At 37.3% G+C, this 14,499-nt stretch carries 12 protein-coding genes; 9 read left to right on the forward strand and 3 right to left on the reverse strand.

Translation table 11 applies throughout. The features are described from left to right. Positions 1-41 precede the first annotated feature (41 nt). A complete protein-coding gene (locus ACYQ21_RS01730) occupies positions 42-1,268 on the reverse strand; it encodes an ATP-binding protein (protein WP_460054500.1) in 1,227 nt (408 codons plus the stop codon). A 206-nt stretch (positions 1,269-1,474) separates the two neighbouring features. Further along, complete coding sequence (locus ACYQ21_RS01735; protein ID WP_460054501.1) at positions 1,475-2,416, reverse strand: UbiA family prenyltransferase; 942 nt, start codon at positions 2,414-2,416, stop codon at positions 1,475-1,477. A 186-nt stretch (positions 2,417-2,602) separates the two neighbouring features. Between ACYQ21_RS01735 and ACYQ21_RS01740 the strand changes: the two genes are divergently transcribed. Then, positions 2,603-2,869: an ACT domain-containing protein gene (locus tag ACYQ21_RS01740; RefSeq protein ID WP_460054503.1), complete on the forward strand. Its 267-nt coding sequence runs from the start codon at positions 2,603-2,605 to the stop codon at positions 2,867-2,869. A 53-nt stretch (positions 2,870-2,922) separates the two neighbouring features. Next, positions 2,923-4,260: a DUF711 family protein gene (locus ACYQ21_RS01745; protein ID WP_460054505.1), complete on the forward strand. Its 1,338-nt coding sequence runs from the start codon at positions 2,923-2,925 to the stop codon at positions 4,258-4,260. Positions 4,261-4,438: 178 nt separating this feature from the next. On the opposite strand, the gene ACYQ21_RS01750 is transcribed toward ACYQ21_RS01745, so the two are convergent. After that, on the reverse strand, positions 4,439-5,278 hold the full coding sequence (locus ACYQ21_RS01750; protein WP_460054508.1) for a helix-turn-helix domain-containing protein: 840 nt from the start codon (positions 5,276-5,278) through the stop codon (positions 4,439-4,441). A 293-nt stretch (positions 5,279-5,571) separates the two neighbouring features. Here ACYQ21_RS01750 and ACYQ21_RS01755 point away from each other — a divergent pair, with 293 nt between their 5' ends. From ACYQ21_RS01755 to grpE, 7 genes are all read left to right on the forward strand, one after another. Continuing rightward, positions 5,572-6,906, forward strand: coding sequence for an ABC transporter substrate-binding protein (locus tag ACYQ21_RS01755; protein WP_460054510.1), 1,335 nt, complete (start codon positions 5,572-5,574; stop codon positions 6,904-6,906). A gap of 147 nt (positions 6,907-7,053) precedes the next feature. Continuing rightward, on the forward strand, positions 7,054-10,461 hold the full coding sequence (locus ACYQ21_RS01760; protein WP_460054511.1) for a glycoside hydrolase family 2 TIM barrel-domain containing protein: 3,408 nt from the start codon (positions 7,054-7,056) through the stop codon (positions 10,459-10,461). Between the two features lie 249 nt (positions 10,462-10,710). After that, positions 10,711-11,400, forward strand: coding sequence for a histidine phosphatase family protein (locus ACYQ21_RS01765; protein WP_460054513.1), 690 nt, complete (start codon positions 10,711-10,713; stop codon positions 11,398-11,400). Continuing rightward, positions 11,390-12,214, forward strand: a complete 825-nt coding sequence (locus ACYQ21_RS01770; RefSeq protein ID WP_460054516.1) for a M15 family metallopeptidase — start codon at positions 11,390-11,392, stop codon at positions 12,212-12,214. Before ACYQ21_RS01765 ends, ACYQ21_RS01770 begins: the two co-directional genes overlap by 11 nt. Positions 12,215-12,304: 90 nt before the next feature. Then, positions 12,305-12,715, forward strand: a complete 411-nt coding sequence (locus ACYQ21_RS01775; protein ID WP_460054519.1) for a hypothetical protein — start codon at positions 12,305-12,307, stop codon at positions 12,713-12,715. A gap of 159 nt (positions 12,716-12,874) precedes the next feature. Then, positions 12,875-13,924, forward strand: coding sequence for a heat-inducible transcriptional repressor HrcA (gene hrcA / locus ACYQ21_RS01780; protein ID WP_460054521.1), 1,050 nt, complete (start codon positions 12,875-12,877; stop codon positions 13,922-13,924). Between the two features lie 20 nt (positions 13,925-13,944). Beyond that, a complete protein-coding gene (gene grpE / locus ACYQ21_RS01785; protein ID WP_460054524.1) occupies positions 13,945-14,478 on the forward strand; it encodes a nucleotide exchange factor GrpE in 534 nt (177 codons plus the stop codon). The last annotated feature ends 21 nt before the right edge of the window (positions 14,479-14,499 follow it).

Raw genomic sequence — 14,499 nt, forward strand, 5'->3', positions numbered from 1 at the left:
AAATTAACATTTGAGAAAATGGAATTTCACGCGATTTTATTTTATTCCCCCAACAACCAATCCACCAAATTCAAATGCCGAACCCCCTTATCATTACCACGCAGTAGCGGATCGAGCGACAAAACATACTTAGGAAAACTATCAGAGATAGCTTCTAAAGATGCAAACTCACGCTTAGCAGTTTCAGCACTGGCAAGCAGATAGCTGACTTGGATATAGAGTTTCTCCATCTGATGATTCACGACTTTTTCGGCAATAAAATCAATTTCAAGATGATTTGAACTGCCAACAGTCACTTGATAACCGCGAGATTTCAGTTCAAGCAATACAATATTCTCAAGAATAAGATCAATATCCTGTTCATTTCGTCCTAAAATAGCTTGTCTTAAACCGTGATCAACAGTATAGATTTTTTCTTGTGTCTTGAGTAATTTCTTACCTTCCATGTTAAATTTACGAACAGGGATATAGAAATAAGCATCTACACCAGCATCAATATAATTATTAACTGTTGCGACTGAAGTGTTGATGTGCTCGTTTTTTAGGAATTTGACAACAGAAAGCGAAGAAAATACTCTACCGACATTGCCAATGGCAAAACGATAAATTCGTTTGAGTAAGTCAGCATCACGAATTTGATTGCGTTCAATGACGTCTTTCAAAATAATTGAGTTATAAACATCAGATAAATAATTATCCCGTTGTTCTGGCAAAAGATTTTGAGCCACGATAAATGGCATGCCACCATCATTAATGTAGGTCATGAAAGCTTCTGTATTTGAAATTTCGGGATAGTGAAGTTTTTTAGCACTTAGATATTCATCAAAAGTAAAGGGATAGACATCGAATTCAACGTATCTGCCAGCAATCAGGGTAGATAGCTCGCTAGAGAGTAGTTTGGCATTACTACCAGTTACGAAAATGTCAACTTGCTCGCAATATGTCGCCCGCAATGAATTGATGACTTTTTCAAAGCCAGTTACTTCTTGAATTTCATCCAAAAATATGTAAGATTTTTTGGGCGATGCAGCGTCTATTTTATCAGTTAGATAGTTATTTAAGGCGTGGTAGTCAAGAAGTGGTTCAAATTCTAGTTTTTCAAAATTTATCTCAATAATATGATGTTCTGGATTTTGAGCGAGAATATGATCACGAATCGCTTCAAGTAAGAAAGATTTACCAGAACGTCTAACACCTGAGATGACTTTTATTAATTCTATATCGATAAAGGGAACAATTTTACTTAAGTATTTTGGTCTAGAAATCATTCTGTCTACCTCCAATTTCATTTATAAGTTCATTATAGCATGATTTTTAATCAAATTTCACTTACAAATTGATTTTAGTCTTATTTTCTATCAAATTTCACTTACAAGTTGATTTTTAACGTAATTCCCAAAAAATTAATCTACAAATGAAATGCAAACCAAAATAAAAAGCATGTCACCAAACAAATGCTTTTCACTAAAATATTTTATCCCCAAATCAATCCTAGAGCAATCGTAATCGCCAAGGCACCATTGTAAAGCATCAAATTATGAACAGACAGGATGAAAGTTTCTCTTTTATCCTGTTTGTTCAGGAATTGATTGACATTTCGGATAATCAAAGGTGACACCAAACTCATGAGCAGAACTGTCTTCGGTAGGACACCAGTCAACACGCCTGTCAAAACAGCGATACAAGCCAAGCCGTACATACTAACAAATAATTTCAAAGCGTTATGAACACCAATAAAATGCGGCAGAGTCAAACGACCATTTTTTTCATCTTGCGCCAAATCGCAGATGTTATCAGCCAACATGACGTTGAAATTCATACAGAAGCACATCATCCCCACCAGGCCAATGGGTATGAGCGTCGCGAAATTGATGTTGAAAATCAGCAACCATTGCTGAAAATGAGCCGTGAAGAAATTAGTATCGAAAGCGTTGATGTAGAGGCCGAAGAAGAAACCACATAGGCCTTCAGCAAAGCCAGCAAGCACCTCACCCAGCGGGAAACGAGAGAAGGCAAAAGGACCGAACGTGTAGAAAATGGCGATAATGAAACATAGCGCGCCAATGGGTAAAATCGCGATATTGGTCGTTAGGACAACAGCAATGCCAACAATCAGGTCAATAGCAAGTAGCGTTAAACAAATTTTGAATGCCAGACTAGGTGCAATGTTGCGTGTTGACAGGATATTTTCGTGAGATTTGTAGTCTGGGTCGAGCGCTTTTTTGTAATCCATGAGATTATTCCAAGCGCTAACAAATAAATTAATGGCAATCAGACCGATGAAAAATAGCAGCGTTGGTAGAAAATGAAAGCTATTGAAGGTATAAAGTGCGAAAATGACACCGGCAATCGGTGATAAAAGCGCAGCAGGTAAGGTCTGAATGCGCGTGAAATTAAGAAATATTTTGAAGGTCATTGTTTTCCTCTATCCTAAAAGCCTAAAAGACAAAATTTTCTAAAAATTATGGCGATTTTGTGATATAATATTACTAACTATTATATCAAAAAATAGATAGGAACAGAGTATTGACTACTTGATTGGCTGAATGGAAATTTTCCGCCTACCCAAATAGTCGTCTCACTAGCTTAAAAGGAGAATCTAATGCGCGCAATTGTGACAGTTATCGGAAAAGACAAAACAGGTATCGTAGCAGGGGTATCAACACGTTTGACAGAACTTGATGTGAACATCATCGACATTTCACAAACGATCATGGACGGCTTTTTTACCATGAACATGGTGGTTGAAATTGAAGCAACGGAGCGTTTCCCAGAAGTGAAGACAAATCTTGAATCACTAGGCGAAAGTTTAAAAGTTGATATTAAAATCATGAATGAAGCCATTTTTGAGGCCATGCACCAACTTTAATTTTCAGTCGTATTAAATGTTTGAAATCTCAGAAAGGCAGAAAGGTTAATGAAGTGAAACAAAATCAAATTCTTGAAACAATTCGCATGATTGAAGAAGAAAATCTCGATATTCGGACGATTACAATGGGGATTTCCCTTCTGGATTGTATTGATAGCGATAGTGATCGGGCCTGTGAAAAAATTTATCAAAAAATTACAAGCAAGGCAAAAAATCTCGTTAAAATTGGCGATGAAATTGGCGACGAACTCGGTATTCCGATTATCAATAAACGCGTTAGCGTAACACCAATCGCAATTATCGGTGCCGCAACTGATGCGACTGATTACACACCGTTTGCCTTGGCACTTGATCGTGCAGCCAAGGAAATCGGTATTGACTTTATCGGTGGGTTCACAGCACTTGCCCAAAAAGGCTATCAAAAAGGCGATAAAATTTTGATTAATTCCTTACCTAAGGCCCTCGCAGCGACTGACTATGTTTGTAGCTCAGTCAATGTTGGCTCTACGAAAACCGGAATTAATATGGATGCTGTCCGTGACATCGGAGAAATCATTGTAGAAGCTGCCAAACTAGACGATATGAGCTGTGCGAAACTTGTTGTCTTTGCCAATGCTGTTGAGGACAATCCTTTCATGGCGGGCGCTTTCCACGGTGTTGGCGAAGCAGATGTGGTCATCAACGTTGGGGTTTCAGGTCCCGGTGTCGTGAAACGTGCCCTTGAAAAAGTTCGGGGTGAGTCCTTTGATGTTGTCGCTGAAGTGGTTAAGAAAACGGCTTTCAAAGTCACACGCATGGGACAACTGGTCGGAAAAATGGCATCTGAACGCTTAGGCGTAGAGTTTGGCATCGTCGATTTATCGCTTGCGCCGACACCTGCCGTTGGCGATTCTGTCGCGCGTATCCTAGAAGAAATGGGTCTCGAAATGGTCGGGACACATGGGACGACTGCGGCACTTGCTTTGCTCAATGACCAAGTTAAAAAAGGTGGTGTCATGGCCTGTAACCAAGTCGGTGGTCTCTCAGGCGCCTTCATCCCAGTTTCCGAAGATGAAGGCATGATTGCGGCGGTTAATGCTGGCGTGCTCAATCTTGAAAAACTTGAAGCCATGACTGCGATTTGTAGTGTCGGATTGGACATGATCGCTGTGCCAGGAGATACACCTGCGACGACGATTTCGGCTATGATTGCAGATGAAGCTGCGATTGGCGTGATTAACATGAAGACGACAGCTGTTCGGGTCATTCCTAAAGGTAAAGTCGGCGAGCAGATTGAGTTTGGTGGTTTACTTGGGACAGCGCCTGTCATGCCAGTTCACAAAGAATCTTCCGCAGCCTTCATCGCGCGTGGTGGTCATATTCCAGCACCGATTCATAGTTTTAAAAACTAAGATTTGATGAAAAGGTAACATTAAATCATTGAGGATGTGACAAAGGCATTAAAACTAAAAAACTGTATGAAATTCATTTTCAAAACGTTGATTTCATACAGTTTTTCTATTTTAGAATTGACTATAAGCTATTAAATTTGAGGAATTTTTCCAGTCTCTTTTAAACATTCTAGTAAATTCAATCTTCCAATTTATTGCCATGATTGTCACCAAAAAATAACTGGCGAAAGGCTTTAGGTGTGATAGTTGTATATTTTTTAAATGTAGCAATAAAATGACTACTGGAAGAAAATCCTAATGTATTAGCCAACTCTGTGATGGATAGGTTGGGCTGTAGTGTCAGAATTTTTTTGGCTTTATCAATTTTGAGATCTGTCAAAAATTTAATCGTGGATTTCCCTGTAAATCTATGAAAAATCTTCGATAAATATTGAGGAGAGACGAAAAGTTCCTTTGCCAATGTTTCCACTGTGAATTCTGAAAATTCATGTGTATGGATATATTCCAAAACTTGTTTGATATAGTCATGATTTCTATCTTCTATCTGAAGTGTATCAAGATGACTTTGACCCAATTTTAATAAAAAATGGTAACACTTTTCTGAATAGAGTAACTCATTGGCATGAATCAAGTCAAAAGTATCTAGAAATTCATCTATTATGTCTTGTAATTCGGAAATTAAGGGTTCTTCAAAAATAATATAGTCACTAGTACCTAATATTTTATCTAAACTATCTGATAAAAAGCCATTAAAAGTTACGAAAGAAGTTATCCAAGAGGTCTTGTCATGTGGTTCGTAATGATGGGATAGAAAAGGTCGCATCAAAATGCCTTGATTTTTTTGGAGTATAAATGTTTTTTCATTTTTAATTGAAAAAATTCCTTGTCCACTTTCAGTATGTAACCAATGGTACTTAGGATGACCTTGAGGCCTTGAAATCGGTGGTTGTTGCCAATGATTCCCAATGTGTTCAAAGCCAAAAGGTAATTTTTCATTCGGTAAGTTGTAATATCTCATATTATTTTCCTTAGTTTAACTAGTAATTTATTTAAAATTAAGCGTTTTAAATCAAAAAATAATAGTTTCGTTTTTTGATATAAAAGAATCGTTTTTTTATATCTTTTTTCAAAAACTTCTATTACAATAAAAATAAGAAAGCGCTTTCTTATTTTATCTGATAGGGTATATCAATTTTAAATTATGCATTTGATTGATAAGAAATATTTTATTAGTCATAATACTATCAAAAAACGTAACATATTTCAACTGCGAAATGACAAGACAAGTTGTAAAAGGACGAGGAGAAGAACATGAGAAAAACGATGAAAAACTGTATAAGATTAGCTGTAATTTTAATAGTTGGGGCTAGTTTAGCTGCTTGCTCAAATTTGGGCAAAAAAAGTACTTCAAAAAGTAATCAAGATGCTACAACAACTCTGCGTTTTTGGTGGTGGGGAAATGATGATAGAAATCAAGCGACATTAAAGATGATAAAGAATTTTGAAGCTGAAAATCCAACGATTAAAGTTAAAGGCGAATATGTTGGATTTGGATCGTTGGAAGAGAAAGTAACAACTATGCTTGCAGGAGGGGAACAAACGACACCAGATATTATCCAATTAGATAGAAATCAAGTTGCACGATTTTCAACAGATGGAAAAGGTTTCTATGATTTGAGCAAAATTAAGTCACTTGATTTATCTGGATATGATAAAGAGTTCTTGAAACTGGGCGAATTTGCTGGTGTTCAAAATGGTATTCCGCTAGGGAAAAATGTTGTAGCTGTCTTATTTAATAAAACAGCATTTGAAAAAAATGGTGTAGCTATTCCTAAAACATGGGATGATTTAAAGGAAGCAGCTAAAAAATTCCCCGATGGCTCATTTCCATTAGCTGTGCCGCAACCTCACTTAGCGACGGGCATTTATTTGCAACAAAAAACAGGTAAAACAGAGTTTGATGATAAGGGGAATATGAATTATAGTAAGGCTGATTATAAAGAAGCCATTGCTTGGTACATGGATATGGTCAATGTTGGTGCCTTTAACAGTCGAAAAGATTATTTAGAAAATGTTGGTTCAGAGCCAGCCTCTCTTGCCAATACCACAAAATTTATCAAAGGTGAATATGCTGGTGTTTTGGAGTGGACTGGTGGCGTTATGGCGAATGAGCAGTCATTAAAAGAGACAGGTCAGGAATTATTGGTGGCTGATATGTTGAAAAATCCTGACGCTAAAGGTACTTATTCAATTGCTAAAGCAACATTCCTATTTAGTATCAGTCAATTTGAAAAAAATCCAGAGGCAGCAGGAGAATTCTTGAACGATTTCTTAAACGGCAGTAAAGCGAATGAAATTTTAGGGGTGAGTCGTGGTGTACCTGCCTCTAAAAAAGCAGCAGAAGTGTTGGTTGAAAAAAATGCGATTCAAGGTGCTGTAAAAGAAGCTTATGACTATTCGCAAAATGTAGACGTTTTAAACGAAACTATCTTCTTTGAAGATTCTGCAATTCAGTCAATTTTGGGTGATGTTTTAGAAAGTATTGAACTAAAAGGTATGTCAGTAGATGAAGGAGCTGACACTTTATATAATGGCATAAAAGGTAAACTGGAACATTTGAAAAAAACATATAATTTAGGCAAATGATATCAAGAAACCACAAATTCAAAGGTAAATAAGTCAGATAATGTTTGAAAATGATTACTCAATAAATTCACTTTATTCTCAACTATTTTAGAAGAAAATTTGAATGTAGTGGTCATTTTTCATTTGTAAAAGAAATAGGGAACAGGTATGAAATTAAAATTTAATGATGATTGGTTTTTTACAGAGCAACCACTTTTGGAGATATTTGACTATAAACAAGTACAGGAAAGTCAAATCAGGTGGCAACAGGTTGATGTACCTCATGACTGGCTCATTTCAGATGTGCATAATTTATATAGAAACAGCGAGGGGTGGTATAGAAAAATTTTTGAATGGCATCCTAAAGATGAAACGGTGACCTTGCGTTTTGACGGTGTGTATCAAGATTCAGAAGTTTATGTTAATGGTGTTTTAGCTGGAAATTGGCGATATGGCTATACGGCTTTTGAAGTTGACTTATCTCATCTATTAAAGGAAGAAAACGAGATTTTGGTTCGGGTTCGAAATCAATCACCTAATACAAGATGGTACAGTGGTGCTGGTATTTATCGAAATTGCTGGTTAATCCAACGTCCAAATACATTTATTGAAACGGATGGTATTTATTGTCATTCTGAAAAAATCAAGCAAGATGAGTGGGAACTAGAAATTCAAACGAGCTTGTCGCTAAGTGAAACTAACATAGAAGGTGAGTTGAGTCATTATCTGATAAAGGGTGAAGAAGAAAACTTACTTTCAAAAACAACAAAAAAATTGTCGTCTATAAGTGAGATCAAAGCAAAAGTAGTTTCTCCAGAAGTTTGGACACTTGACAGTCCAAATTTATATATGCTTAAAACGGTTTTGGTAACAGCAGACGGTGTTGATATACATGTGACAAAAATTGGTTTTCGAACGATTCTGTTTGATGTCCAAAAAGGCTTCTTACTTAATGACAAACCAGTGAAATTTAAAGGTGTCTGTTTACATCATGATTTAGGTGCTTTGGGGGCTGCCTTTAATCGGACGGCACAAAAAAGAAACTTGAAATTGATGAAAGAAATGGGTGCTAACGCCATTCGAACAGCTCATAATCCAGCAGCTGAAGAATTGCTTGAGTTGGCAGATGAGATGGGTTTTCTTGTCCAATCTGAATTGACAGATGTTTGGAAACATAAAAAAACAACTTTTGATTATGCAAGATATTTTGAAGCAAATGTTAGTAAAGATGTCAAAAGTTGGATTAGTCGAGATAGAAATCATCCGAGTGTTGTCATGTGGTCAATTGGAAATGAAATTTATGATACACATGGCAGAAACGACGGACTAGTAACCTTGACTTATTTAGCTGATTTAGTCCAACAATTTGACCCTTATCAAAATGCAAAAATCACGATATGCTCCAATTATCTATTATGGGAAAAAACACAAGAGGCGGCTGACAGATTAAAACTTGTTGGCTATAATTACGGTGAGCAGTTGTATGCACAACATCATGAAAAATATCCAGATTGGTTGATTTATGGGAGCGAAACACTCGCAACTGTGGCAAGTCGTGGTATCTATCATTTTCCATTGGAACAAAGCGTATTGACAGATGATGATTTTCAGTGTTCTTCTTTAGGCAATAGTGCGACGAGTTGGGGAGCTAAAAGTATTGAGTGGGCTTTGACAAATGACCGAAATACGCCATATTCTATGGGGCAGTTCTTATGGACAGGAATGGATTACATTGGAGAGCCAACGCCTTATCATACGAAAAATGCTTATTTTGGACAAGTGGATACAGCAGGTTTTCCCAAAGATGCTTTCTTCATAATTCAAGCCATGTGGACAGACTATAAAGAAAGGCCGATGATTCATATTTTCCCCTATTGGGATTTTTCAGATGATGATGAGATTGACATACGTGTTGTTACCAATGCACCGAAAATGCAACTTTATTTGAATGACAAACTGATTGCTGAAAGAGATATTAACTTAGAACAAGGTGAGACTTATATTCAAAATTTTAAGATACCTTACCAAAAAGGGAAGTTGATGGCGAGAGCTTTGGATAATCAGGGACATATTTTGCAAGAAAAAATCATAAGAAGTTTTAGTGATGCAAGTGAACTTTCACTGACAGCTAGTCAGTCAACCCTTACTGCTCGTTCGAAAGACTTAATTTTTATCGAAATACAAGCCAAGGATATTCAAGGAACGGCTGTCTCCAACGCAAACAATAGAGTATGTGTAGATGTTCAAGGGGCAGGAAGATTAATTGGGTTAGATAATGGTGATTCAACTGATTTTGATGAGTATAAAGGGACAAGTAAGCGTTTGTTTAGTGGTAAATTGCTTGCTATTATTGCAGCAACGAACCAAATCGGTGATATAAAAGTTACAGTAAGTTCAAAAGGTATGCCAGATAGTCATTTATGTTTGAAAGCAATAAATGGAGATACTGAACAAGGCTTAGCAAACGCATACGAGCAAAATCCCCCCTCGAAATATGAGCCAGAAATGCCAATCAGAAAAATTGAGTTACACAACTTATCAAAACTTGAACGATTGACAAGTGAACAGAACATACTCAAAATAAAGGCGATAACTTATCCTAGCAATGCAGATGCGCAAGAAATTTTTTGGCGATTGACAGATGTCAAAGGTATTGAGACGCAAATTGCAAAAATGGTTAAACTTAGTAATACTGAAATTGAAGTCACACCAATTGCAAATGGGACATTTTATCTTAGGGCTGGTGTTAAGAATCATGGTGAGAAGATTCAACTTTATACGCAAAAATCGTTTCAGATAGAGGGTATGGTAGAATTGGTTTTAAATCCGTATCAAACGATTTCAGGTGGACTTGTGTCTAGGAGTAATGTAGCATTAACTAATGGCAATGAACGGGGCATCGCAACATTACGAGGAGAAACAAGCTATGTTGTATTTGACAAGGTTAATTTCGGTGATTTTGGATCAAATGAATTAATGTTGTCTTTATTTCCGCTTGAGAATAATCCCTTTGAGATTGAAATTTGGCAAGGTTATCCCTACGAAGAAACAAGTGAACAGATAAGTGTGGTAACTTATGATAAGGGAAGTATTTGGAATACCTATCAAGAACAACTATTTGTTTTACCGAAACGATTTCGAGGACTGCAAACTATTTCATTCATTTTTAAGCAAAAAGTTCATGTGAAAGCATTTGAGTTTAATTTGTTAAATAAAGCGCTGAGTGAGCTTAATATTACAGACTACGATTTGATTTATGGTGATTCTTATCAAGAGCATAAAGACATAATTACAGAAATAGGCAATAATGTCACGATTCAGTTTAAAGATATGGACTTTGGTGAGAATGGTGTCAATAAACTCCAAATTCAAGGTAGTTCAATTAGTAGAAAAAACACAATTCAATTGAGTTATCAAGAAAATGGCAACACACAAAAAACATTTATCGAATTTTTAGAAACCACCGATTTAGCGTGGCAAGAATTTACTATCCCTAAGCTGTTTGGTAAGCAAGAGATTGCTTTCGTTTTTTTACCAGGATCTGACTTTGATTTCAAATCATTTCGATTTTATTAATCTTTTCTGGATATAATATAGGGTTGTGATTTTAGTTCAAATATTATCAGATAGGAGAAAATACATACCAAGTGTTGATTAGAAGTAGAGAAATCTGCTTTTTTTTGTTAAAATGATTATAAATGATTTTGATGAGCGCTTACATAAGAATAGTCAGACGGTTTTTGTGCCGTGTGATTTTGCCTAGCGATTCAGCCAGCTATCAATCAAGAAAACAAACAAATGTTTTTAAAAATGGAGTGAACAGAGATGGTAAATATCTATTTAGTCAGACATGGCAAGACCATGTTTAATACAATCGGCCGTGCCCAAGGTTGGTCTGATACCCCCTTGACACGTGCTGGTGAAATCGGCATTACTGAGCTTGGGGTGGGTTTTGCAGCGAAAAATATCAAATTCGATTACGCTTTTTCGTCAGATAGTGGCCGAACAATTCAGACCATGGGATTTATCTTGAAGTATTCCGAAAATGAGGGGATTCCTTATAAAACAGATAAACGCATTCGAGAGTGGTGTTTTGGCAGTCTGGATGGCGGTTATGACGGCGAACTTTTCAATGGCGTATTGCCAAGGACAGATGCCTATAAAGGGAAAAACCCTAACGACTTGACCTATGAAGACATCGCTAAGGGGATTTTAGAAGTTGATACAGCAGGTTGGGCAGAGCCTTGGGAAGTGCTCAGTAAACGCATCCTCGATGGTTTCTTTGATGCGGCTAAAAAGGCTGAGGCCAATGGTGCAGAAAATATCGTCATTGTGAGTCATGGTATGACGATAGCGACATTTATCAAACTGCTTGATAGTCGCCGTCCGAAATTTCAAGGTCTGGATAACGGATCGGTCACACACTTAACTTACTCAGATGGTAATTTTTCAATTGGAGAAATCGGAGATATGAGCTACCGAGAATTAGGAAGGGAGATTTTAAATGCAGAATGAACAACACCAAGAACCTTATCATAGAAGAAGACCACGTAAAAAACCACGTTATGATCGTGTAGTTGGTGCGACTGTAGTGGCTATTTTAGCCATTTGTGCGCTTGTCTTTGTCGTCCATGCCATGCTTAAAAAAGAGACAGCGTCACCAGCTAAGTTAGCAACAACGAGTCAGTCTCAAAAATCGACAGAAAAAACTAAGACATCTTCAAAAGCGCAAACATCGGAAGTTAAAAAAGATAAGAGTTTACCTGCTAGTCAATCGACAGATTGGGAGCTTGTTTTGGTCAATCGTGAGCATCCTAAAGACGAGATGGATATAGCTATCGTACAGATTGATAATATTTGGGTTGATGCACGAATCGCCGATGCGACAGAACAATTTTTGTCAGCTGCTCAAGCCATTAATTCGAATGAACATCTGATTTCAGGCTATCGTAGTGTTGATTACCAAGGGACACTCTACGAGCAGTATGTCAATCAAGAGATGGCAGCTGATCCGTCATTAAATCGTGATGCGGCAGAACAAATTGTTCAAACCTATTCACAACCACCGATGAAATCTGAGCATCAGACAGGTTTAGCTATTGATTTATCTGATGTTGACAGTCTCAATCAATCAACGACAGCGACACAAATTGCTGCGATTGCCCCAGAATATGGTTTTGTTCTACGTTTTCCAGAAGGTGGTGCTGCGAGTACTGGTGTTGACTATGAGGACTGGCATTTTCGCTATGTCGGTGTTGCCAATGCCAAATACATGACAGAACATCACTTGACATTAGAAGATTATCTCAAGTTATTAGATAAGAAATAATCAGATTTAACCACGATGCTTCATGAAAATTATGGTAGAATAGTCATATCTAATGTTATCTAAAAGTTTAAATTAGGAGTACTGGTTCCCATGTTTTCAGGAAAATCATCATCATTTGTCATTTTGTCTAGCATTGGTCTGCTGATTTATTCAGCTTGGCGAATGATTAACAACATATTGCCCAATCTACAAACTTTCAAAATCGTCTATGATACTTTGCTTAAAGCAATTGCAGCCTTCAAGTTACAGTCAAGTATGTCAATGACTAATCTTCAGTTTTTGCTCTATGTTGTCTTACTGGTTGCTTTTATCTTCTTGTTGACTAAATTTTGGAAATTTGCCATTTATGCCTTGTTATTCTTCGTGTTTATCTTGGTTTGCAATTTTGCTTACTATGCTTGGTCAACAGGCGCAACATCAGCAGAATGGTTTACCTTTATCGTTATGAGTGTCAGCTTTATCAACGTTTTTCTGACTTCTAAGACTAAGGGGCTAATCTAACATTATGCTTCAATAAAGACGATAGGTTTGAAATTAGCACTCGATATAAAAGAGTGCTAATTTTTTTGTTTTTTTCTTGACAATGAAACAAGAGAGTTATATAATAATAAATGTAGTTAGCACTTGGCAACTACGAGTGCTAAAAAAGAGGTGTTCAACATGATTACAAAACGCCAGCAACAAATTTTAAACTTGATTATCTCGCTTTATACACAAACGCATAAAGCGGTCGGTTCTAAGGCTTTGATGACTTCGATTAACGCTTCCAGTGCCACCATCAGAAATGATATGAAGGCGCTAGAAACACTCGGGTTCATTCAAAAAGAGCATACGTCATCTGGTCGCGTACCAAGTGTGACAGGGTATAAATATTTCGTTGAAAACTTTTTAAAGCCTGGCAAGCTAGACAATAATGATGTTTATCAGGTGATGAAACGTTTCGATGGTGAGTTTTATAAACTGGATGTGCTATACCAACAGGCGGCGCAAATTTTATCAGATATGACAGGTTTTTCAGCTTTCATTTTAAATGTCTCCTTGAAAAATCAGGTTCTGTCTAAATTTGATATCGTCCAGCTTGATAGTCATTCAGCTATGGCTGTGATGACCCTTGATACAGGTTTGGTCAAAACGATGCAATTCTCACTGCCAAGGTCGATGACCTTAGACGATTTGACGACTTTCAAGTTTATTTCTGATGAGCGGTTGGTTGGCAAGCGAATTTTGGATGTCCACTATTCCTTGTTGACAGAAATTCCGCAGGTTGCACAGAAATATTTTGTTGTGACGACAGATGTCTTGCAACTCTTTGACCATGTCTTTTCAGACCTGTTCAAGGAAAACTTGATTTCATCAGGTCGACAAAACTTGTTAGAGTATTCAGATGATGTTGTTTCACTCTATAAGATTTTGATGGATGATGATGCCATTATTCATGAAATTCGAGATACGGTCTCTGATGATGAAATCCGAAGTGTCAAATTTGATTCAAACTTGACGGGGAATCATCAGATTTCAAAAAACATCACCCTCATGACGCAACAATTTGTTGTGCCCTATCGAGGTCTGGGTACTTTGGCGCTGATGGGACCTGTAGATTTAGACTACCAAAAAGTTGTCTCGACCATGGACCTTGTGGCCAAGATTTTAACCATGAAACTGAGTGATTACTATCGTTATCTCGATGGTAATCACTATGAAGTGATATAAAAATAACAAAAGGAGATGTAATGTCTAAGAAAAAGCAGCATGAAGACGTCGAAAAAGAATTAGCTCAGGAAGTTGAGAACGAAGCGATTTTGGAAGAGATTATCGACGACGAAATCGATGAGTTAGCAGCGCTCCAAGCTAAACTCGATGAGATGGAAAATAAGTATCTTAAGGCGCATGCGGAAATGCAAAACAATCAACGCCGTGCTAATGAAGAGCGGCAAACGCTTTTGAAATATCGTTCACAAGATTTGGCGCGTAAAGTATTGCCAAGTCTGGATAATCTTGAGCGTGCGCTTGCAGTTGAAGGTTTGACAGAGGATGTTAAAAAAGGCTTGGAAATGACGCAAGAAAGTTTGCTCAATGCTCTTAAAGAAGAAGGCGTTGTCGAAGTCGCAACAGAAGGCGAATTTGACCCTAACTTCCACATGTCAGTTCAAACAGCGCCAGCAGACGATGAGCATCCAGCTGATACCATTGCCCAAGTTTTACAAAAAGGCTATCAACTCCACGAACGCAACCTGCGCCCTGCAATGGTTGTGGTTTATCAATAAAGAGTTGTTTGACCGAAATGT

Source organism: Pseudolactococcus yaeyamensis, from assembly GCF_054658615.1.